This window comes from Streptomyces soli (assembly GCF_003999195.1).
Classification (GTDB): Bacteria; Actinomycetota; Actinomycetes; order Streptomycetales; family Streptomycetaceae; genus Actinacidiphila; species Actinacidiphila soli.
Genome location: NZ_RJVR01000172.1, coordinates 1 through 19,977, shown reverse-complemented (window position 1 = coordinate 19,977; position 19,977 = coordinate 1). Strand labels below are relative to the sequence as shown.

General features: G+C 70.1%; 21 protein-coding genes and 2 pseudogenes. 14 read left to right on the top strand and 9 right to left on the bottom strand.

The window, feature by feature from the left end; translation table 11 throughout:
* Positions 1 to 338: 338 nt before the first annotated feature.
* The 4 genes from EFK10_RS14935 (at position 339) to lysA (ending at position 5,342) form a co-directional block, all read left to right on the top strand.
* Positions 339 to 896: a hypothetical protein gene (locus EFK10_RS14935; RefSeq protein WP_127356179.1), complete on the top strand. Its 558-nt coding sequence runs from the start codon at positions 339 to 341 to the stop codon at positions 894 to 896.
* Between the two features lie 33 nt (positions 897 to 929).
* Positions 930 to 1,475 carry a hypothetical protein gene (locus tag EFK10_RS14930; RefSeq protein ID WP_127356178.1) on the top strand — a complete coding sequence of 182 codons (546 nt, stop codon included), beginning with the start codon at positions 930 to 932 and terminating at the stop codon, positions 1,473 to 1,475.
* A gap of 155 nt (positions 1,476 to 1,630) precedes the next feature.
* Positions 1,631 to 3,850 (top strand): NADP-dependent isocitrate dehydrogenase, encoded by a 2,220-nt coding sequence (locus EFK10_RS14925; RefSeq protein ID WP_127356177.1) that lies wholly within the window; start codon positions 1,631 to 1,633, stop codon positions 3,848 to 3,850.
* 211 nt (positions 3,851 to 4,061) lie between these two features.
* The gene (gene lysA, locus EFK10_RS14920) at positions 4,062 to 5,342 is read left to right on the top strand and encodes a diaminopimelate decarboxylase (protein ID WP_164836008.1); all 1,281 of its coding nucleotides are present in this window, start codon (positions 4,062 to 4,064) and stop codon (positions 5,340 to 5,342) included.
* Between the two features lie 24 nt (positions 5,343 to 5,366).
* On the opposite strand, the gene EFK10_RS14915 is transcribed toward lysA, so the two are convergent.
* The 4 genes and pseudogenes from EFK10_RS14915 to EFK10_RS14900 all read right to left on the bottom strand — a co-directional run bounded on the left by EFK10_RS14915 (position 5,367) and on the right by EFK10_RS14900 (position 8,841).
* Entirely contained in the window at positions 5,367 to 6,593 is a 1,227-nt protein-coding gene (locus tag EFK10_RS14915; protein ID WP_127356175.1) for a hypothetical protein, read from the bottom strand.
* A gap of 136 nt (positions 6,594 to 6,729) precedes the next feature.
* Positions 6,730 to 7,917: a glycosyltransferase gene (locus EFK10_RS14910; protein ID WP_127356183.1), complete on the bottom strand. Its 1,188-nt coding sequence runs from the start codon at positions 7,915 to 7,917 to the stop codon at positions 6,730 to 6,732.
* A 218-nt stretch (positions 7,918 to 8,135) separates the two neighbouring features.
* Positions 8,136 to 8,324, bottom strand: a pseudogene (locus EFK10_RS48660) (MFS transporter); the annotation flags it as partial.
* Positions 8,325 to 8,400: 76 nt separating this feature from the next.
* Positions 8,401 to 8,841 (bottom strand): MarR family winged helix-turn-helix transcriptional regulator, encoded by a 441-nt coding sequence (locus tag EFK10_RS14900; protein ID WP_127356173.1) that lies wholly within the window; start codon positions 8,839 to 8,841, stop codon positions 8,401 to 8,403.
* A 44-nt stretch (positions 8,842 to 8,885) separates the two neighbouring features.
* Between EFK10_RS14900 and EFK10_RS14895 the strand changes: the two genes are divergently transcribed.
* The gene (locus EFK10_RS14895; RefSeq protein WP_127356172.1) at positions 8,886 to 9,629 is read left to right on the top strand and encodes a dienelactone hydrolase family protein; all 744 of its coding nucleotides are present in this window, start codon (positions 8,886 to 8,888) and stop codon (positions 9,627 to 9,629) included.
* Positions 9,630 to 9,631: 2 nt separating this feature from the next.
* Positions 9,632 to 9,898, top strand: a complete 267-nt coding sequence (locus EFK10_RS14890; RefSeq protein WP_164836007.1) for a DUF6295 family protein — start codon at positions 9,632 to 9,634, stop codon at positions 9,896 to 9,898.
* A 10-nt stretch (positions 9,899 to 9,908) separates the two neighbouring features.
* Here the strand turns inward: EFK10_RS14890 and EFK10_RS14885 are convergent, their stop codons facing one another.
* The 4 genes from EFK10_RS14885 to EFK10_RS14870 all read right to left on the bottom strand — a co-directional run bounded on the left by EFK10_RS14885 (position 9,909) and on the right by EFK10_RS14870 (position 13,232).
* On the bottom strand, positions 9,909 to 10,307 hold the full coding sequence (locus EFK10_RS14885) for a TOBE domain-containing protein (RefSeq protein WP_127356171.1): 399 nt from the start codon (positions 10,305 to 10,307) through the stop codon (positions 9,909 to 9,911).
* 295 nt (positions 10,308 to 10,602) lie between these two features.
* Positions 10,603 to 11,292, bottom strand: coding sequence for a M24 family metallopeptidase (locus EFK10_RS14880; protein ID WP_127356170.1), 690 nt, complete (start codon positions 11,290 to 11,292; stop codon positions 10,603 to 10,605).
* Complete coding sequence (locus tag EFK10_RS14875; protein WP_127356181.1) at positions 11,289 to 11,669, bottom strand: molybdopterin-binding protein; 381 nt, start codon at positions 11,667 to 11,669, stop codon at positions 11,289 to 11,291. The genes EFK10_RS14880 and EFK10_RS14875 overlap by 4 nt, the downstream gene beginning before the upstream one ends.
* A gap of 1,128 nt (positions 11,670 to 12,797) precedes the next feature.
* Positions 12,798 to 13,232 carry a metalloregulator ArsR/SmtB family transcription factor gene (locus tag EFK10_RS14870; protein WP_127356169.1) on the bottom strand — a complete coding sequence of 145 codons (435 nt, stop codon included), beginning with the start codon at positions 13,230 to 13,232 and terminating at the stop codon, positions 12,798 to 12,800.
* Between the two features lie 249 nt (positions 13,233 to 13,481).
* Between EFK10_RS14870 and EFK10_RS14865 the strand changes: the two genes are divergently transcribed.
* The 8 genes and pseudogenes from EFK10_RS14865 to EFK10_RS14835 form a co-directional block, all read left to right on the top strand.
* Positions 13,482 to 13,904, top strand: coding sequence for an SH3 domain-containing protein (locus EFK10_RS14865; protein WP_127356168.1), 423 nt, complete (start codon positions 13,482 to 13,484; stop codon positions 13,902 to 13,904).
* Between the two features lie 105 nt (positions 13,905 to 14,009).
* The gene (locus tag EFK10_RS14860) at positions 14,010 to 14,666 is read left to right on the top strand and encodes a phage baseplate protein (protein ID WP_127356167.1); all 657 of its coding nucleotides are present in this window, start codon (positions 14,010 to 14,012) and stop codon (positions 14,664 to 14,666) included.
* Positions 14,644 to 15,027: a hypothetical protein gene (locus tag EFK10_RS14855; RefSeq protein ID WP_127356166.1), complete on the top strand. Its 384-nt coding sequence runs from the start codon at positions 14,644 to 14,646 to the stop codon at positions 15,025 to 15,027. Before EFK10_RS14860 ends, EFK10_RS14855 begins: the two co-directional genes overlap by 23 nt.
* 178 nt (positions 15,028 to 15,205) lie before the next feature.
* Positions 15,206 to 15,367 carry a hypothetical protein gene (locus EFK10_RS47420; protein ID WP_164836006.1) on the top strand — a complete coding sequence of 54 codons (162 nt, stop codon included), beginning with the start codon at positions 15,206 to 15,208 and terminating at the stop codon, positions 15,365 to 15,367.
* Between the two features lie 55 nt (positions 15,368 to 15,422).
* Positions 15,423 to 16,160, top strand: coding sequence for a DivIVA domain-containing protein (locus tag EFK10_RS52640; protein ID WP_322973336.1), 738 nt, complete (start codon positions 15,423 to 15,425; stop codon positions 16,158 to 16,160).
* A gap of 274 nt (positions 16,161 to 16,434) precedes the next feature.
* Positions 16,435 to 16,878 carry a DUF305 domain-containing protein gene (locus EFK10_RS14845; protein ID WP_240677228.1) on the top strand — a complete coding sequence of 148 codons (444 nt, stop codon included), beginning with the start codon at positions 16,435 to 16,437 and terminating at the stop codon, positions 16,876 to 16,878.
* A 573-nt stretch (positions 16,879 to 17,451) separates the two neighbouring features.
* Positions 17,452 to 18,567 (top strand): alpha/beta hydrolase, encoded by a 1,116-nt coding sequence (locus EFK10_RS14840; RefSeq protein WP_127356165.1) that lies wholly within the window; start codon positions 17,452 to 17,454, stop codon positions 18,565 to 18,567.
* A gap of 236 nt (positions 18,568 to 18,803) precedes the next feature.
* Positions 18,804 to 19,652: pseudogene (locus EFK10_RS14835) on the top strand (phosphatidylglycerol lysyltransferase domain-containing protein); the annotation flags it as partial.
* Here EFK10_RS14835 and EFK10_RS53260 read toward each other — a convergent pair.
* Positions 19,534 to 19,797 carry a PhoU domain-containing protein gene (locus EFK10_RS53260; protein WP_407647080.1) on the bottom strand — a complete coding sequence of 88 codons (264 nt, stop codon included), beginning with the start codon at positions 19,795 to 19,797 and terminating at the stop codon, positions 19,534 to 19,536. The pseudogene EFK10_RS14835 and the gene EFK10_RS53260 sit on opposite strands and share 119 nt — an antisense overlap.
* Positions 19,798 to 19,977: the final 180 nt, after the last annotated feature.

Sequence of the window (19,977 nt, the reverse complement as noted above, 5' to 3'; positions counted from 1 at the left end):
GTCGCCCGCGAGGTCTACCGAGCCCTGACGACCACACCAACAGAACGAATCCCTCAAACCAACCTCGCTCCTGCGGCTTGACAACCATAGGAGCATCCTGCCGCGTACGTGCCGGAGGCCCGCGCCACCGGCCTGGTACCGCCGTGGCCGATCGCGCGGGCCGCCGCCCCCGTGTGGCGCCCGGCCATGGCATCGAGTCCGGCGCACGCATCCGCGCCCTCATGCCGGGCGCCGACCTCGTACCCGTGGCCGCGGACGCCACCCGGATGAAATGCCTTCGCCATGTTGTGTTCCGTTTTGTGGGGGTACACGGAATTTGTCAGACCTAGGGAGGAGTGATGTCGACAACCCTCATCGTCATCATCGTCGTGGCCGCCGTGGTCGTCGTGGCGCTGGCCGCGATGGCCGCGCGGACCATGATCCGGCGCCGGCATCTGCAGGAGCGGTTCGGCCCGGAGTACGAGCGCACCGTCGAGGCGGAAAGCAGCCGCCGAGCGGCGGAGCGTGACCTGAGCGCCAGGGAACAGCGGCACGAGGACCTGGAGATCAGGCCACTGCCGTTGCCCGTGCGGGACCGCTACGCACGGGACTGGATCAACGTGCAGGAGCACTTCGTGGACGGCCCCGACCAGGCCGTGGGCGAAGCAGATCAGCTGGTGACCACGCTGATGAGCGAGCGCGGCTACCCGACCGAGGGCTACGAGCAGCAGAAGCGGGACCTGTCGGTCGAACACGCCCAGACGCTGGAGCACTACCGCATCGCCCATGAGATCAACGGGCGCGTCGGCAGCAGGGACACCTCGACGGAAGAGCTCCGGAGCGCGATGGTCCACTACCGCGCGCTGTTCGAGGAGCTACTGGAGGACGGCACGGCTTCGTCTACTGGGAGCCGTTGAGTGCGCGACTGCGCAACGGAGGTGAAAAGGACCATGCGCAGAGAAGTCAGGCCCACCCGAGAGGGTCTGTCCACCGAGGACATCGCAAGGACCGACACGGACGAGGTACGAGAGAGGGAGAAGGCAGACAGGAAGGACGAGACAGGAGCGACAGAAGCATCGCGGGAGCCCGCGAAGAACGACGTGACCGACGTCTCCGACACCGACCGGGTGGCACCGAGGACCGACCTCAGGGACACCCCGGCCGGCGAGCGCGAGCCGTCCGCGTCGGAGTCGGAGTCGAAGCCGGATGCGAAGCCGGAGCCCGACTCCGCGCCGCTCCTCGAGGCGAAGCAGGCCGAGGACCTGCGTCTGCAGTGGCAGGAGATCCAGGTGGGATTCGTCGACGACCCCCAGAGCTCCGTGCGCGCGGCGGACGGGCTCGTGGCAGAGGCCATGCAACTGCTGGCCACCACCTTCGCCGACCACAAACACGGGCTGGAAGGCCAGTGGCACCGCGGTGAGGAGGTGGCCACCGAGGATCTGCGCCTGGCCCTTCAGCAGTACCGGTCCTTCTTCGACCGCCTGCTCAGCGCCTGACCGTCGGCGCCACCCGCCCGGTCCTGGCTCAGCCCCAGGTCACTGACCTGGGGCTTTGCCTTCCCTCCCGGCATTGATGCGGGGGTGGGTGTCCGGGAGGGCCGAACAAGAGATATCTTGATATCAAGACGATGTAGACGTGAAGCGGAGCACCGGTGACTGACTCGACCATCATCTACACGCACACTGACGAGGCCCCGGCCCTGGCGACGTATTCCTTCCTGCCAGTGGTCCAGGCGTACGCCTCAACGGCGGGGGTCAGCGTCGACAGCCGCGACATCTCCCTGGCGGGGCGGATCATCGCCAGCTTCCCCGAGCACCTCGATGAGAGCCAGCGGATCGACGACGCGCTCGCCGAGCTGGGTGAGCTGGCCAAGACGCCCGGTGCGAACATCATCAAGCTGCCGAACATCTCGGCCTCGATCCCGCAGCTGAAGGCGGCCATCGCCGAGCTTCAGCAGCAGGGCTTCGCGCTGCCGGACTACCCGGACGACCCGAAGTCCGACGAGGACAAGGACGTCCGCGCGCGTTACGACAAGATCAAGGGCAGCGCCGTCAACCCGGTCCTGCGCGAGGGCAACTCCGACCGCCGCGCCCCTGCGTCGGTCAAGAACTACGCCAAGGCGCACCCGCACCGGATGGGCGCGTGGACGGCCGACTCGAAGACCAACGTCGCCACCATGGGCGCCGACGACTTCCGCTCCACCGAGAAGTCCGCCGTCATCTCCGAGGCCGGTTCGCTGCGCATCGAGCTGGCGGGGGACGACGGCAGCACCACCGTCCTGCGCGAGTCGGTGCCGGTGCTCGCGGGCGAGGTCGTGGACGCGTCCGTGATGCGCGTGGCGGCGCTGCGCGAGTTCCTCACCGCGCAGATCGGCCGGGCCAAGGCGGAGGGCGTGCTGTTCTCGGTGCACCTGAAGGCCACGATGATGAAGGTCTCCGACCCGATCATCTTCGGCCACGTGGTGCGGGCCTTCTTCCCGAAGACCTTCGCGGAGTACGGCGAGACCCTCGCCGCGGCCGGCCTGACCCCGAACGACGGGCTCGGCGGTATCCTCAAGGGCCTGGAGTCGCTGCCCGAGGGCGACAGCGTCAAGGCGTCCTTCGAGGCCGAGATCACCGAGGGCCCCGCCCTCGCGATGGTCGACTCCGACAAGGGCATCACCAACCTGCATGTCCCGAGCGACGTCATCGTCGACGCCTCCATGCCGGCGATGATCCGCACCTCCGGCCACATGTGGGGCCCGGACGGCCAGGAGGCGGACACGCTCGCCGTCCTCCCCGACAGCAGCTACTCCGGCGTCTACCAGGTCGTCCTCGACGACTGCCGTGCGCACGGCGCCTTCGACCCGTCCACGATGGGCTCGGTGCCCAACGTCGGCCTGATGGCGCAGAAGGCGGAGGAGTACGGCAGCCACGACAAGACCTTCGAGATCCCCACCACGGGCACAGTGCGGGTCCTCGACGGCAGCGGCACCGTCGTACTGGAGCAGACGGTCGGCGCCGGCGACATCTTCCGCATGTGCCAGACCAAGGACGCGCCGATCCAGGACTGGGTCAAGCTCGCCGTCACCCGCGCCCGCGCGACCGGCAACCCGGCCGTCTTCTGGCTGGACGAGGGCCGTGCGCACGACGCGGTCCTCATCGAGACGGTCAAGACGTACCTGGCCGAGCACGACACCGAGGGCCTGGACATCAAGATCCTCTCGCCGGTCGAGGCGACCGCGTTCTCCCTCGAGCGCATCCGCCGGGGCGAGGACACGATCTCGGTCACCGGCAATGTGCTGCGTGACTACCTGACCGACCTCTTCCCGATCCTGGAGCTCGGTACGAGCGCCAAGATGCTCTCCGTCGTCCCGCTGATGAACGGTGGCGGCCTGTTCGAGACGGGCGCCGGCGGCTCCGCGCCGAAGCACGTCCAGCAGCTCGTCAAGGAGAACTACCTGCGCTGGGACAGCCTGGGTGAGTTCCTCGCGCTGGCGGTCAGCTTCGAGCACCTGGCGCAGACCACGGGCAACGCGCGCGCCCAGGTGCTCGCCGACACCCTCGACCGCGCCACGGCCACCTTCCTCAACGAGGACAAGTCGCCGAGCCGCCGCCTGGGAGGCATCGACAACCGCGGCAGCCACTTCTATCTCGCGCTGTACTGGGCCCAGGAGTTGGCCCGGCAGACCGAGGACGCGAAGCTGGCCGAGGCGTTCGCGGGTCTCGCCAAGACGCTGTCCGAGCAGGAGCAGAACATCGTCGACGAGCTGATCGCGGTCCAGGGCTCGCCGGCCGACATCGGCGGCTACTACCGGCCGGACGCCGCCAAGGCGTCCGCGGTCATGCGCGCGTCGAAGATCTTCAACGAGGCCATCGCGACCCTCGGCTGACGATCACCGCGCAGGACAGGAGGTCCCCCGGACGACGGCCCGGGGGACCTTTGTCATGGGGGGTGGGACAGGGCCGTCCGGCCAGTTCAAGCGTGTCCCGGCGGGCAGAAGCCTTCAACATCCTCTCGGCTCCTACGATGTGGCGTACTGTCACAATCATCGTCGGCGAACCGATGCTCAGCCCGACCTTCCCAGGGGAGAAGGGGACTCCGTGGACGCTTCACCCACCCTTTCACGCGCTCACACCACGCCGGTGCGCTACATCGACGGCATCCTGTGCCTGGACGGGCTGCCACTCGACCAGGTCGTGGCCGGTGTCGGTACCCCCGCCTACGTCTACTCGCTCGACGCCATGGCGGCGAACCTGGTCCGGGTCCAGCAGGCCTTCGCCCCGATCGGCGGGTCGGTCTCCTACTCGGTGAAGGCCAACTCCAACCAGGCCGTCCTGGCCCGGCTGGCCGCGCTCGGCGCCGGCTTCGACGTGGTCAGCGGCGGCGAACTGAGCCGGGTGCTGGACGTGGGCGCCGACCCGGCCCGTACCAGCTTCGCGGGGGTCGGCAAGACCGACGAGGAACTGCTGCTCGCCGTCCGCCACGGCGTGCTGGTCAACGTGGAGTCCGCCGACGAACTGGACGCGCTGCAGCGCACCGCCGCCGCAATGGGGCGCCGGGTGCGGGTGGGCCTGCGGATCAATCCCGCCGTCACCGTGGCCACGCTGGCGCCGATGCAGACCGGCAGCGCGCGCGCCAAGTTCGGCGTGCCGACCGACGAGGCGCGGGAGTTGGTGGACGCCTTCGTCGCCGGCCGGTACCCGGACCTCGAGCCCGTCGGCGTACATATGCACGTCGGGTCGCAGGTGCCGGAGCCCGGGGGCATGGTGCGGGCCACCGAGGTGTTGCTGGACGTCCTGGAGTACGGGCAGCAGGCCGGCCTGGCCGGTTTCCGCCGGCTGGACATCGGCGGGGGCTTCCCCATCGACCACGGCGGCGAGAGCGTGCCGGGGCCGGAGGAGTTCGCCGCCGCCCTCGCCCCGCTGCTGCGCGGGCGCGACGACCTCGAGCTGTTCCTGGAGCCCGGCCGCTCGATCGCCGGGCCCGCCGGGGTGCTGGTGGCCCGGGTGCTGTACCGCAAGCACCGCCCCGGCCGCAGGATGCTGGTCCTCGACACCGGCATGCACCACTTCATCCGCCCGGCCCTGTACCGCACCTCGGTCCACCGCATCCTGCCCGTACGGGAAGCGCCGTCGGCGGGCCCGACGGAGGTGGTGGGCCCGGTGTGCGAGTCCACCGACACCTTCTCGGAGGACGCGCAGCTGCCGGACCTGGTCCCCGGAGACCTGGTGGCGTTCCTGGACGCGGGGGCGTACGGGATGGTCATGGCCTCGAACTACAACACCAACCGCCGGCCGCCGGAGATCGCGGTGGAGGGCGGCAGCCACCGGGTGGTGCGCCCCCGCGAGGAGTGGCGCGACCTGTACGCCTCGGAGGGCTGAGGCACCCGGACCGCCGGGCCGACGTCACACCGGATCGGGCTGGGCCAGCTCATCCGGCTCCCCCTGCCCGTCGACCCGTCCGTTCGAATCCGGCAGCGGTTCCGGAATCGGCGGCCCGGGCAGCGGGGCCGTCCATTCCCGGTGTCCTACGGCCCGTTGCCCCGCCATCTGCTCCTCGGACCACGGGCTCCAGGCGAAGGCGAACATCGACTCCGGAAGGATCATCCCCGAGCAGCGGATCTCGTCGTTCAGCACGTCGAGCTGGCTCACCGTCGACTGCGACGCCAGGTTGGCGATCGGCATCAGCTGGTACTCCCGGAAGCCGATCGCCCGGAAGGAGAAGTCGTAGGTCCGCGCGGAGGACCGCCACACATAGTTGTCCTGCCGGTTGCACAGCTGCCGGTGCGTGTACGTCACCCACGCCTGCTCCCCGGGCTGCATCAGCATCTGCTGGCAGGTGACGTCGAACTCCAGCCACAGCGTCCCGTTGGAGCTCTCACTGAGCGAGATGCCGCCGATGTCGGGCTCGATCCGCAGCGGAACGGAGTGGCTGGGCAGCACCACCTTGATGCTCGGCTGCAGCACATGCCGCACCCAGACCAGACAGTCCTCCTCCTGCAGCCGGCCGGCCCGGAAGCGGCGGGTGAGTTCGGTATTGGCCGGGATGGGGATCAGCTGGGAGTGGATCACGCCGTCGCCGTTGATCCGTACCGGGCGGCGGGAGGTGTTGGCGTCGGTGCGGTAGGTGAAGGACGCCTTGATGCGCAGCACGCTGTCCGGCAGGGGCGGCGCGGAGTCGGAGAACCGCTCCTCGGCGGGCTGGTCGGACAGTTCGATCTCGGCCCGGTAGCTGCTGCGTGGCGGCGCGGTCAGGGTCGCCACCAGCCACTCCACGGCCTGCACCGTGCCGCCGTCGTTGGGGAAGCGCGCCTGGACGGTGCGCTTGAGGTGACGTTCCTGCTCCAGGGTGCTGAGCCGGCTCAGATACTCCTCGTTGGAGAGGAGTGCGCCCACCATCTCCTGGGTGGCGTAGCGCTTGAGGTTGATCAGGTCCAGGATGAGCGCCACCGCGCCGGCCTGGACCAGGGTGTTGCCGATGAGGTTCCAGTACTGTTCCGAGGTCGGGCCGCCGGGGCCGGCCTTGGCCAGCGTCGCGATGTACAGCCAGCTGCCGGAGACCAGCAGGAGCGCACTGATCAACAGTGCTTTCTCCCGTACCAGCCCCCATTGCGCCCGTGCGCGTCTCGCCACGGTTCCTCCCCCGACCTCAGTGACCGGCCGCGCCGCCCGGCAGCCGGTTCGATGGACTGCCGAGCCCATTGTCCCGGTCGGGCGTCGATCGCGACAGGCCGCCGCTGTAAGGGAGCTGATGATCAGTCAGCCTCAGTCAGCCCGGATACGCCTCCGGCAGGGGTGCCCTCCTCGCCTCCCGGTGTACGCGGTCGATGAGTGCGGCGTACGAGGCGATCATGCGCGTACGGCTGAAACGCTCACGGCTGCGCGCCAGCGCGGGGGCGAACTCGGTGCCGCGACGCGTGGCGTCGGCCCAGGCCAGCGCGATCGTCTCGGGGTCGGGCGGGGTGACGATGCCGTGCCCGGCCACGATCACCGCACAGTCACCGACGTCGGTGGCGACCGGGACGGCGCCGCACATCATGCCCTCGATCAGGCACAGCGGCGCCGCCTCCCCCGAGGCGGACGTCAGGGACACGACGTCGGCAGCCGCGTAGACGGACTCCATGTCGCACCGCACACCGAGCAGGTGCAGCCGGTCGGGGAGCCCCGGCCCGCCGCCGAACGCGGCCGCGATGTCGGCGCCCAACGCGGGGTTGGCCGGGGTCATGCCGGCCCCGCACATCAGGACGTGCCCGGCGGGCTCCCGCCGCAGCCACGCGCCGGCGGCCCGCAGGAACAGCGGTACGTCCTTCATCGCGGCGTAACGCGCGGCGAAGACGACCACCGGCGCCGACCCCGGAATGCCCAGCGACGCCCGCAGCGCGGCCCGGCGGGCGGGGTGGGGGCGGAAGCGCAGCAGGTCCACGCCATTCGGGATGACGTGCAGCAGCGCGGCCGGAATCCCGGCGGCCTGGTACGCGGCCCGGGTGGACTCGGCGCAGCAGACGCAGGCCGCGATCCTGCCGTCGGCGACGGCGGCCTTCAGCTCGTCCAGGGCGGGGCCCTGGTTCTCCGGATCGGAGCGGTGCAGGCAGACCACGACGGGTCTGCGCGGCAGCCCGGCCTGGTTGAGCAGGCCGAGCGGCTGTTCCTTCAGGGACAGGATGACGTCGGCGGCCGCCGTCGCCCTGGCCGTCGCCGCCAGCTCCGGCCCGGTGAAGACCGCCGGGTCGTCGGCCGGGCCGAGGCTCCGGCCCAGGGAGGTGACCTCCACCCCGGCCGCGGTCAGCGACCGGTAGCAGGCGTCCTCCTGCATCGGCTGCCGGGTGGCCTCGCGATGCACCTCGCCGTGCATGCTCAGCACCCGGTGGTGCTGACCGCCCTCGTGCAGTCCCTGTACGACATCGCTGTGCAGAATGCGGGCTCCACCGGAGAAGAAACCCTCGTAAACCGACAGCACGCGCAGTCCGTGCGTCACGCGCACACCATCACCCGCCTTGCGCAAGTACTCCATCGCCGCCGCAATCGCGGGTTAGCCGTTATAAGGAGCCATGGAACTTGCGCGCAGGTGAACGTGAAACCTCACCCCGAGGCACGGTCCGTTACGGCACGTCCAACATCCCACGGCCTCGCTCGGCGGCGAGGGCGCCGAGCTGCTGACGGGCGGACTCGGCGCCGGGCCCGGGCCATCATGTAGCCCATGATCATCCACAGCAGGTAGCTGATGTTCCCGGCCGCGAAGGGGTCCAGGCGGATGCCACGGAAGATCGCCGGCATGGAGATGATCACGATCGAGGCGTCCACGGTGGCCATGAACATCCCCAGCGTGGTGTTGGACAGCGCGACCCACTTGTAGCGGTCGGGCAGCGGTCCGGTCGTGTCGCCGTCCGCCGGAGGAGCTCCCGCCTCGACGCCCCCGGGGATCTTGGGTATCTCCGTGTGGTCAGACACGACGCCCGAGCCTTTCCAGGAGGGGGATCGCTGCGGACAGCTGCTCACGCTCGGCCGGGGTCAGCTCCTCGGTTATGGCCTGGGCCAGGCGCCGCGCCTTCTCCCGGCGGATCCCGTGCAGCGCCTCCAGCCCCGCGTCGGTCAGCGATATGACAACCCGGCGGCCGTCGTCCGGGTCCTGGTCGCGGGCCACCAGGCCCCGTTCCCGCAGCGCGGAGACGATCGTGCCCATGGACTGGGGGCGGATGCCCTCGCCGGCCGCCAGCTCGCTCGCTGTCGCCGGGCCCTCGCGGTCCAGCCGTACCAGCACCGAGGTCTGCGACAGGGTGAGTTCGCCTTGCAGGTGCACCTGGCGAAGCCGGCGGACCAGCGGCCCCAGGCAGGCGCGCAGTTCGGCGGCGAGACGCGCCGGATCGTCATGGGTCCTCGTCACAATCCACAGTTTAAACTGTTCAGTCAAGGCTTACTATGTGTTCTATGAGCAATTCCCTTACCGCGACAACGGTCCGGATCAGCGGCCACGACGGCGACGAGATCGAGGCGTACCTGGCGCGCCCGCAGGGCGACGAGCGGCGCGGCGGCGTCGTGGTCATCCACCACATGCCCGGTTACGACCGGGCCACCAAGGAGATCGTCCGTCGATTCGCCGAACTCGGCTACGACGCGATCTGCCCCAACCTCCACTTCCGCGAGGCGCCGGGCGCGGCTCCCGACGACGCCGCCGCGGTCTCCCGGGCCAACGGCGGAGTGCCGGACCCCCGTCTGCTCGGCGACGTCGCCGCCGCCGTGGCCCACCTGCGTGCGCTCGACTCCTCCAACGGCAAGGTCGGCGTCATCGGCTACTGCTCCGGCGGCCGGCAGGCCGTACTGGTGGCCTGCAACCAGGACGTGGACGCCGCCGTGGACTGCTACGGCGCCTTCGTCACCGGCACCCCGCCGGAGGGCTTCCCGCTGAAGGTCACCAACCTGGTCGACCAGCTGCCCGGGCTGCGTGCGCCGCTGCTGGGCCTGTTCGGCGCGGAGGACACGCACCCCAGCCCCGGGCAGGTGGCGGAGCTGGAGCAGATCCTGTCCGCCCACCGGAAGGACTTCGAGTTCCACAGCTACGAGGGCGCCGGCCACGCCTTCTTCTCCGTGGACCGCCCCGCGTACAACGTGCCTGCGGCCAACGACGGCTGGGAGCGGATCACCGCCTTCTACGCCAAGCACCTGGGAGGCTGAACATGTGCACCTACACGACGATCAAGGGCTCCGTCGACGGCAGCGCCAAGGGACCGGGCAGCTCCTGGTTCCACGTGTCCGACGTGACGGTGTACTTCGACCACCCCGTCCACGCCATGGCCGACCACACCCTGAACATCGACTTCGCCGATCCGTCCAAGGGCCCCTCGGCCCGGGTCGCGCTGGAGCTGACCGCGGAGTCCGCCCGGCAGCTCGTCGCCGCCATTCAGGAGGCCCTCGCCGCGGTCCCCGCCGAACTTGCCGCCTGAGCGTCAGCCGTCAGGTGGTGCGGTCGATGTGGACGTTGGTGGACTTCACCCGGGCGGTGGCTTCCATGCCGACCTCCAGACCCAGTTCCTCGACGGCTTCGCGGGTCAGCAGCGAGACCAGCCGGTGGGGGCCCGCCTGAATCTCCACCTGGGCAGCGACATCGCCGAGTTTGATGGCGGTGACGATGCCCGGGAAGGCATTGCGGACCGAGGTGTGGGAAGGCGTTTCGTCCGTGTTCCCGCTCTTGCCGAGCTCGGCGGAGAACTCGGCGAGATCCGGGCCGTCGATCAGTCGGCGGCCCGCCTCGTCCCGGTGCGTGGGGACCCGTCCGGCGTCCGCCCAGCGGCGGGCCGTGTCGGGGCTGACGCCGAGCAGCCGCGCGGCCTGACCGATGGTGTAGGACTGCATGCTCCGGATCCTAGGCCCTGTCTGACAGATAGCGTCGACCGCCCGCAGGGCGGGCCCCGCGGCGTCTGGCGCGTGTGATCGCAAGGCGGTGGGGGCACTCTCCCCCAGACTCCGTCCGGGGGGACCCCCACCAGCCTTCAGCCGGGGGGTCGCCCTCGTAGTGGGCTACTCGGGCGACTCCGACAACGCAGCGAGCGTGGCGGGGGAGGACCCCCACCAGCCGCCAGGCTGGGGGGAGCGTCGCGGGGGAGGCGGGATGTGTCAGACAGGGCCTTAGGGCCACGGGTGAGGCAGGTCAGCCGAGGTCGAGCAGCTGCTCGTGGAAGCCGCCGAAGCCGTGCTCCCGGTGGACGAGGTGGATCTCCAGGATCCAGTGGCAGCGCCGGCCGGCCCGGTCGGTGCGCCGCAGCGGCGTGTCGTTGCCGGGTGCGACGTACGACTCGACGTCGGCGCCGTCGATCGTCTCGTGGGGGAACTCGCCCACCAGATGCCCGGCGTGCCAGCCGCCCAGCGTCCATCCGGCGTCGGCGGCCAGCCGCTCGACCTCGGCGTACAGCTGCTTGCCGGTGATGTCGGGGGCGGCCTCGAAGGCTCGGCGGCCGGCCGCGAAGATCCTCGGCAGGTCGTCGCGCAGCCGGTGCTTGACCGGGTCGTCGCCGAGGACGAAGGTGCGCCCGAAGTCGGCCTCCCACTCCTCGAAGAGCGGGCCGAAGTCGGCGAAGACGATGTCGTCCGCGCCGATGACCCGGTCCGGCGGATTCTCCCGGTACGGCAGGAGGGTGTTCGGGCCGGACCGCACGACCCGCTTGTGCCAGTGACGCGTTTTGCCGAACATCTCGTTCGCCAGATCACGGATACGGTCGCTGACCGCCCGCTCGCCCTCGCCCGCCGCGACCAGGCCCCGGTCCTCGATCGCGGCGAACAGCTCGGCGGCCTTGCCCTGGGCCTCCAGCAGGCGCGCCACGCGCGTGGCTTCGTCCGTCATGCCCCCGACCGTACGTGAGCCTCGACGCGGATGGCGGTGATGGCGCTGATGTGCCGGGCCCCGCAGCGGTCCTGGGGGAGCACGAGTTGCGGGCCCCGGCGGTCGAGCGGGACGCCGTCCATCTCGGTGGCGAGCAGGACGGGGGCACGGCCGAAGTCGGGGTCGATCTCGCCCCAGGACAGCAGGGCGTGGTGGCCGTCAGCGCCGGTGACGGAGATGAGAAAGCGCAGCCGGTCCTTGCGGCGGGCCGGGTCGAAGTCGGGTTCGGCGGCGCACAGGACGTCGTGCAGGAGCGGGCCCTGGAAGTGATGACACTGCACTCCGCTCGTGGCGCATTCGAAGCTGACCCGGGCCTGCCGCTGGGGCCAGGCGTGCAGGTGGGTGGTGGGACGAGGTCGGCGGCGATCTGGTGCCGGAGTTGGCGCCGCCGACCAGGATGCGGCGCCACATAGGCTCTGATGGTCGTGGGGCGGCAGACACGAGGCCGGGTGCTTGCCGGCCTGCGGGCCGGCGTGCGCCCGGCGCGTGCGTCGTGTCTGCGACGGCCCCTGTTCCCCCCACAAGGGTGATGGCCTGCTGCATTCGGGTGAGGGTGTGTGTGCCGTGCCTCCATTGCGCCGATCATCGTGTCAGGAGCCGCGACGGAGGGGAGGCGAGTGATGCGCACGCCGTCACGCTCGCTGTCCGGCTCGCGGGGCCTTCCCCGGTGGGGCGCCCTGGCGCTGGTGCTGGCAGGCTTCGCCGTACTGCACGCCCTGCTGACTCAGGGAGCCTTCCATCTGGACATTGCGGAGCTGGGCTGCCCCCGTGGTCCTGCCCCGGTCGCGCTGGTGGGGTCAGGGGCGGCAGCCGGCCCGGAGGTCTCTTGGGCGGCCACTGTGGCGAGGGAGGTACACCCCGGGCGCGACCAGACTCTTGGGGCGCCCTGCCCGGCGGCCATGGCCGTCAGGCGATCCACTGCCTTGGACGACGTGCTGCCTGCTAAGGGTGCGGCCGCCGTCGGTGCCCGCCCGGTACCGACGGTGTCAACCTCTCCCGTAGCGGCTGAAGTTGAGCCGGGTGAGGCGCGGCCGGATACCCGGCCCATCCTGCGCTGCTGACCGGGCCTGGCCGCCACCCTCTGCCCGGTGTGTGGGCCGGGCGCGGCGGTTGCTGCCCGCGCCCTTCAACACCGCCGGAGATCAGCATGCCTTCCGGCCGGGCCGTGGCCACCTTCGTGCGCGCCCAAGGCCGCTCGGACGATCACCCGCTCGCCAGTCGTCCCTCCTAGACCCCGCCGCTGCGTTCGGCGCAGAGTGCCGTGAAGTGTCCGCAGCTTGTCTCCGCCGACGCTCACGAGCCGGCAACGGCGCCCCGGCGGACGGGGCAGGGCATCGGTCACCGCCCGCTATGGGCGGCCCGGCTGTGACGGAGGGCGGACCGGGCACGACCGGGCTGGTGGGTCCGTGACCGCCTACTCCGCCGCTGCCGTGTGACCGGGGCGTGTGGGCCGCCCATGTGGTCGCCTACTGCGGCTCGGCGTCCTGCACGCCGCCATCGTGCGCACGTGTGGTGCGTCCCGGTCCGGCCTGAGCGGGGTCGTCCGGGGCGTGCTGGATGTGAATAAGGGCGATGTCGAGCATGAGCCGTACGTGGGAGTCGGCGAGTCGGTAATAGGCCATGCGCCCGGAGCGGCGCACGTCCACGACATGCCGCATGCGCAGCAGCCGCAGGGAGTGCGAGACCGCGGACATCCCCTGACCGGTGGCTGCCGCCAGATCGCCGACGGAGGTCTCCCCGCCCTCCAGGAGGGTGAGCAGTAGCCGCAGCCGACGGGCGTCGGCCATCAGCCCGAAGATCTGCGCCAGATCGGCCACCGCGTCCTCCGGCGGCAGCACCCGGCGCAGGGCATCGACCCGCGGGTCGACCTGCGCGGGCGGTGTCTGCGTCTGCGGATCCATCACCATCCACCTTCACCTCGACGCGTCATTTTGACGTCTGTTCACATGTCGACCATAACCCTCCTTCGTCGATCCTTTGGTTAGGCGGGCGCGACCAGTCAGAAAAAGATGAATAGTTCTGCAACTGTTTAAGTGATTGCGTAGCAGGACAGACACTCAGCGTGAACATCGCAAGTCGGGCATTCGGGGCCCGGCACCTACCGGCTCGGGCCGGAGAGGGCGATGCCGCAGAGAGAAGGAGACATCGGGATGATCGCGAAGCGAATCGCCACGGCACTGGCCACCGGCACCGCCGCCGGAGTGGTCCTGCTGGCCGCTCCGGCAGCCCAGGCCGCGCCGACCCCCACCACCGCGGCGACCTGCCATCACCCAGAGCCCAGGTGGCAGACGACGCCGCCGCAGACCTGGACACCCACCCGGCACGCGAGGGGCACCGCCTACCCCCACGGCCGTGTGGTGAGCCACCACTCGATCAATATCCGCTCCGGGCCCGGTACCGGCTACCGGGTCATCGGCCACCTGCGCCGGGGAACCCTGGAGCACATCTCCTACAAGACGCGCGGGACCAGCGTCCTGGGCAACAGCCGCTGGTACAAGCTTGCCGACCACCGGGGCTACGTCTCAGCCCGCTACGTCCACGTCCGCAACCTCAACGCCGTTCCGTGGCGCTGAGCCGGTAGCACCCACCGCGGCCCGCCCCGCACAGTGCGGGACGGGCCGTCCGCTCGCAGGGACAGCGACTCCTTCGACCCGCGAAGAAAGGCAAGGGACACAGCCATGAACGCGTACGGCGGCGCAATGCCCGCGCGTAGAGCCGTAATCGGACTTGGTGCGGCGGCTGCCTTGTCGGCCGCGTTGACCGCCCGCGGGGCCCAGGCCCGGGCCGCCGATCGCCCGGCGCCGCAGCCAGCCGATGACCTGCGCGCGCAGGGCCGGCCGTGGATCCGCCGCGGGCTGCTAAACCATTCGACGGTGCTGCAGTCCTTCTCCTTCGACGAGCGCCACGGCCGCATGTACGCACTCCAAGTCATGGAGGACGGCATCAGGCTTCCGGGCGAGAAACGCGCCTACAGCCATGCCGAGCGTGCGATGCGCGGCGATCTGTGCCTGGACCAGCTGTCCATGAGCGGCGTCCTCATCGGCTACATGTACCTCAAGGGCTTCGGCCACGGCGCTGCGTTTGGTGTCGAGGAGACGGCGCGCGCCGCCGGCACGGTGTGGACCGAGTGGGACTCCCACCCGGTCCGGCCACGGACGCGGCATCGCCCGTTTCCGCTTCGTCCCCGGCAAGGTGCTGACCCGCACCAGCCGCATGCTGTCCACCTACCGACCCGTACCCGGTTCCACGAGCAACACCGCTGCCCTCGATCCGGCGCACGGACGGCTGCTGCTGCGGTACAAGATGCAGGGGGTGCCGCGCCTCGCACTGTATGACGCCGCGAAGTTCGCGGCCCGCGACTTCCAGCCGATCACGGATTTCGCCCAGCCCAGGAACAGCCTGAACCTGCCCTTCCAGGGCATGACCCTATACGGCGACTACGCCTATCAGCTGCTCGGCACCGGCTACGGCCCCGGCAACCCCGCCCGGCCCGGCAACACCCGCCTGTACCGCATCGACCTGCGCACCGGTCGCGTCGTCCAGCAGGTACTGGAGCGGACCGCGAGCAGCCTCTTTCCGCGCGAGCCGGAGGGCCTGGCCGTCGTGCGCTCCGGCGGTCCGTGGCTGGTCCTGGGCTTCGCCCATGGACCGAGCCGCAACCGCGCCTTCTCCCTCTACTACAAGCCGATCGACTGAGAACCGCCGGGGTGGCGGTCTATGACAACTCCAACACCCCCGGCGCCCAACCCGCTACGGCGTCAGCCGCGTCATCACCGACCGGACATCCCCTACCGGGCCTGGGCCAGCCGCACCACGTCCGGGCCGTGACACCCAACGCCCTGGGGTCAGCCCGCTGCCCCCCGCGGCCCTCCCCGTGGCGCCGGCCCTGGTCGCCAGAGTGATCCTGCGGATCGCCGTCATCGGTCTCCAACTCGTCGCCCGCAAGAAGGAGAAGGGCCAGCTGGCCGGCTGGCACGTGGCGACCGCCGCCGGTACCGCCCTCACCATGTGCGCCCTTCTCCTGAGCACCCACTGACACCCCTGACCAGCCATCAACAGGCCCCAGGAAACATCGAGAAAGGGAACGAACCGTGGGCGACGCCTGCAGAGACGACAAGGAAACCCCGGAAAAGACCGCCGGACAGACCGGCGCTCCGGATCGCAACCCCGCGATTCCCGGACAGGAAAAGACCTTGCTCACCCCGGACGACGTACACCACAAATGGTTCACCACCGTACGCCTCCGCGAGGGCTACGACCTCGGCCAAGTGGACACCTTCCTGCACGACGTCGAGTACACCCTTGACCGGCTCTACAAGGAGATCAACACCCTGCGAGCGCACCGCACGCGGGCCCCGCAAGCCCCCGGCACGCACCCGATGCCGCAGACCGGCACCCCCGCACGCGCCGTCACGCCCGCCGACCAGACCCTCCACCAGACGATCAACGCCGCACACACCCAAGCGGAAAGGATCCTGGCCCAAGCCCGGACGCAAGCCGAGAGCGTGGCACGCGAGGTCCGAGGCCGCGCCGAACAGACTCTGACCGAGGCGCACTCCGCCCTAGAGAGTCTGAACAACTCCCGCCTCGCACTCGAACAGCAACTCACCCTTCTCCAAACCCGCCTGGCCGAATACCGGCATCACCTGACGGTGACCTTCGAGCAACAGCTGGACGACATCGAACGGCAAGCCGGGCAGTACAGGGCGGCATCCCCCACCCCAGCCGCGGCGCATGCCCGCCCCGTCCCAGCGCCCTGGCCGGTACGGCACCCCACCGTCCCCCAGCAGAACAGCCGCCCCCCAGGCACCCCCGCCGCAGACCACTGAAAGACCGGCTAAGCGCTGCCGCGTACACGCTCAGACACCCCCATCCGCAGAACCGACAACACGAGGTGAAGAAAAACATGAGCGACGTCAAGCGTCCCCTCTTCCGGCCCCTGCACCGCCACCTGGCGGTGGCGGGAGCCGTCGTCGCCGGCTGTCTGCTGGTCGCCGCCTGCGGCAGCGACGGACGGCGGGCACCAAGGACGGGAAGAGCGGCTCCGCCGCATCCCAGATCGCCACCACGTCCCCCGCCCCGGATATCTTCAACGGCGCGGACGTGAGGTTCGCGCAGATGATGATCCCGCGCCACCAGCAGGCCGTGAAGATGGCCAAGCTGGCCCAGGACCGGGCGTCCGACCAAAAGGTCAAGGACCTGGCCGCCGCTATCGAGAAGACTCGGAGCCCCGAGATCGAAACCATGCGTGCCTGGCTGAAGTCCTGGGGCAAGCCGCAGTCGCCCTCCAACAGCACGCCCGGTGTGGACGGTGCGTCCGGGAGGTCCGGGATGATGTCGGACCGGGACATGAAGGACCTCGCGGCCGCCAGGGGCACCGACTTCGACCACAAGTTCGCCGACATGATGACCGCCCACCACAACGGTGCGACCACCATGGTCAAGGACGAGTGGTACGACGGCCGTAACCCCGCGGCCAGGAAGCTCGCCGACGCGATCATGAAGACCCATGTCGCCGAAATCAAGCAGCTGCAGGAGGTCGCCTAGCGACCGCCCCGGCCCGCTGCGCGTGGTGCAGGGCGGGCCGGGGCGGTGGACACACAGCCGAAAGGGGCCGGCCGTCGTGCGCACCGGCGCCCCCTGGCGGTGCCCGGGCTTCACGAAGAGCCGCAGCTTCTCCGTCTCCTACCAGCCGATCTAGCTGACTTCCCAGCGCGAGGCATGGCCCAGCCGCACGGGGTGCACCCCTCCCCGGATCCATGACAGAAGTGGCACATGAGGGGATGAAGACGAACGGCGTGGTGGCGTCGTCGGCCGCTGGCCGACTGGCTTCATCCCGACGCACCCTGCTCGTCGAGCCGCTGCGCAACCCAGGGCAACTGGCCGGGCCGAGCGCACGGGAGGCGGAGCAGGAAACGGTGGTGCAGCCCCGCGCAGGGCGCGATGGCCTCCGCCGGATGGGGGGCCCGATGGGCCACTGCACCCCAACCTCCGCGACCCCCGTCCCGATGATCAACAGCCCCACGGCCATCCCGCGGACGGGCCGCCCCCCTCGGCCACGTTCATTACCTCTTCCGCCGCGACACGGGCCGCCGCGTCGCCCTTCCCAGGAAGCCGACCATGGGTCTCACCAGCAAGAAGGTCCTACTGCTCGCCGTCGTCGCGGCGCTGCTGCTGTTCACCGTGACCGTATGGCTATGGCCGCGGCTCGCCCGGCGCAACGTACCGTCGATCCTCGGGCGGATCGGGATGCTGCTGGCGACCCAGCTGTCGATCGTCGCGGCGAGCGGCCTGGCGGCCAACTTCTTCTTCGGCTTCTACAGCTCCTGGAGGGACCTGTCCGGCAGCGACCAGGCCATGGGTGTGGTCATGGACCGTGCCACGCACGCCTTCCAGCAACTCCAGGTGCGCAGCATGCAGGGCGTGAGCGTACCGGGCGGCGGCAACCCGCAAAGGGCGGGTCTGATCGAGAAAGTGCAGATCAACGGCGAGAGCACCCGGATAACGGCGCCCGCCTACGTCTATCTGCCGCCGCAGTACTTCCAGCCGCGGTATGCCCGCACCAGGTTCCCGGCTGCCGTCGTGCTGACGGGCTACCCGGGGACGGCCGAGAACCTGATCACGCGGCTGAACTACCCGCAGACCGCCACCCGGCACATCGCCGCAGGCACCATGCGGCCCACGATCCTGGTTATGATGCGGCCGACCGTCGCACCACCGCGCGACACGGAGTGTGTGGACGTGCCCGGCGGCCCGCAGGCGGAGACCTTCTTCACCAGGGACCTACGCGCGGCCGTCGCCTCCCACTACCGCGTCGGCGAACAGGCCCGCGGCTGGGGGGTGATCGGCTACTCCACCGGCGGATACTGCGCTGTCAAGATGACGATGCGCAACCCGCAGGCCTTCTCGGCCGCAGCCGGCCTCGCCGGTTCGTACAAGGCTCCCAAGGACGTGACCACCGGCGATCTCTTCGGCGGAAGCAGGCAGCTGGAGCGGGAGAACAACCTCCTGTGGCGTCTGGACAACCGGCCCATGCCTGCTGTGTCCGTCCTCCTGGCCAGCAGCAAGGAGGGCGAGGGTAACTACAAGGACACCCAGGCCTTCATCGCCAAGGCCACACCCCCGCTGCGCGTCTCGTCGATCATCCTCGACAGTGGCGGCCACAACTTCAACACCTGGAACCGCGAGGTGCCTTCAGCCCTGGACTGGCTGTCGAACCGGCTGAGTGCGCCGTGATGGCAGGGTGTCACCACGGCCGCCCGACGAGGGCTTTGCCGGCATGGCCGCAGGGCGGGCCGCTCGGGGAGGATCGAGGCTGACAACGTCACCACTGTGCCCACCGCCGCCTTGAGCACACCACCCGCCCCTGGCGGAACCCGGACCCGGAAAGTTGCCTTCTGCCCTCCCAGGTGCCCTTGCCCGGATGGCGCGGCAGGCTGCCGTGATATTCCTCGATGGAGCCAGAGGAAGCGATGTCTGTCACCAGAGATGGCGCAAGGTCCGGTGATGTTCCGGCGCAGCCAGGACGGCTGCATCCACTGCTGCGCGGACCCAATCCCGAGAAAGTGCCCGCACTCGTCGGCACCGCCGGCGCATTCATGGGACTGCTGGACATCGCGGCCGGAGTTTTCCCCCGCTTCCGACGCAGCCGGATGCACTCCCTGGCCGAGGTGCTGCCCGGTGCGCTCGGCCCGTTCGCGGCCGCTCTCGCAGTCTCCGCCGGCGTGCTGCTCCTGCTGCTCGCGCACGGGCTCCGGCGCCGCAAGCGGCGGGCCTGGACGGCCGCCGTCGTTCTGCTGCCCGCCGGCGCGGTGGCGCAGTTCCTCTACCGGCACTCCCTCTTCGGCGCGCTGCTCTCCTTCGCGTTGCTCGCGCTGCTGCTGCGCCACCGCCGCGAGTTCGTCGCGTTTCCCGACCCGCGCAGCCGGTGGATGGCTCTGGCCAACCTCGTGCTGCTGGGCGGGGGCAGCGTCTTCCTGGGCATGGTCATCGTCAGCTCGCACCCGCGCAAAGTCGTCGGCGAACCCGGTTTCACCGACCGGCTGCAGCACGTGCTGTACGGACTCGTCGGCATCGAGGGCCCGGTCCACTACACGGGCCGGGCCTCCTGGACCGTCGGCTACTCGCTCGGCGCGCTCGGCCTGCTCACCGCCGCGACCACCCTCTACCTCGCGTTGCGCCCCGAACTCCCCGTCGCATGCCTCACCGAAGGCGACGAGGCCCGGCTGCGTGAGCTGCTGGCCCGGCACGGCGGACGCGACTCGCTCGGCCACTTCGCGCTGCGCCGCGACAAGAGCGTCGTCTTCTCGTACGCAGGTCGGTGGCGACCGGCTGCTGACAAGCCAGGAGGGACACCACGCGGACTTCGAGGTCGTCGCGGACCGTATCGATCACAGCATCCTGGCTGATCACTTCCTCGGCAGCACCCAGGTCACCGCTGACCACCGCAGTCGTCGCGCGACCCATCGCGTCGGTCACCATCACCGCCAGCGCCACAAGCTGGAAGTGCATGGCGTCAAGTTCCTCGTGATAGCGCTCTCGCATGAGTTTCCCCCTTCTCCAGCAGGGTGGTGCCCCGACCAGATCGTCCAGGCTCTCACCATGACGAACCCGGATACCGGCACCAACAGCACTGGCGGCCCGTGA

Excerpts from the sequence above, each read along its gene's own strand:
- EFK10_RS14880 (WP_127356170.1), bottom strand. The coding sequence starts at position 11,292 with ATGACGGACGAAGCCACGCGCGTGGCGCGCCTGCTGGAGGCCCAGGGC.
- EFK10_RS53260 (WP_407647080.1), bottom strand. The coding sequence starts at position 19,797 with ATGGGTCGCGCGACGACTGCGGTGGTCAGCGGTGACCTGGGTGCTGCC.
- EFK10_RS14885 (WP_127356171.1), bottom strand. The coding sequence starts at position 10,307 with ATGCAGTCCTACACCATCGGTCAGGCCGCGCGGCTGCTCGGCGTCAGC.
- EFK10_RS14930 (WP_127356178.1), top strand. The coding sequence starts at position 930 with ATGCGCAGAGAAGTCAGGCCCACCCGAGAGGGTCTGTCCACCGAGGAC.
- EFK10_RS14860 (WP_127356167.1), top strand. The coding sequence starts at position 14,010 with ATGAACGCGTACGGCGGCGCAATGCCCGCGCGTAGAGCCGTAATCGGA.
- EFK10_RS14870 (WP_127356169.1), bottom strand. The coding sequence starts at position 13,232 with ATGGATCCGCAGACGCAGACACCGCCCGCGCAGGTCGACCCGCGGGTC.
- EFK10_RS14890 (WP_164836007.1), top strand. The coding sequence starts at position 9,632 with ATGTGCACCTACACGACGATCAAGGGCTCCGTCGACGGCAGCGCCAAG.
- EFK10_RS14935 (WP_127356179.1), top strand. The coding sequence starts at position 339 with ATGTCGACAACCCTCATCGTCATCATCGTCGTGGCCGCCGTGGTCGTC.
- EFK10_RS14895 (WP_127356172.1), top strand. The coding sequence starts at position 8,886 with ATGAGCAATTCCCTTACCGCGACAACGGTCCGGATCAGCGGCCACGAC.
- EFK10_RS14840 (WP_127356165.1), top strand. The coding sequence starts at position 17,452 with ATGGGTCTCACCAGCAAGAAGGTCCTACTGCTCGCCGTCGTCGCGGCG.
- EFK10_RS14865 (WP_127356168.1), top strand. The coding sequence starts at position 13,482 with ATGATCGCGAAGCGAATCGCCACGGCACTGGCCACCGGCACCGCCGCC.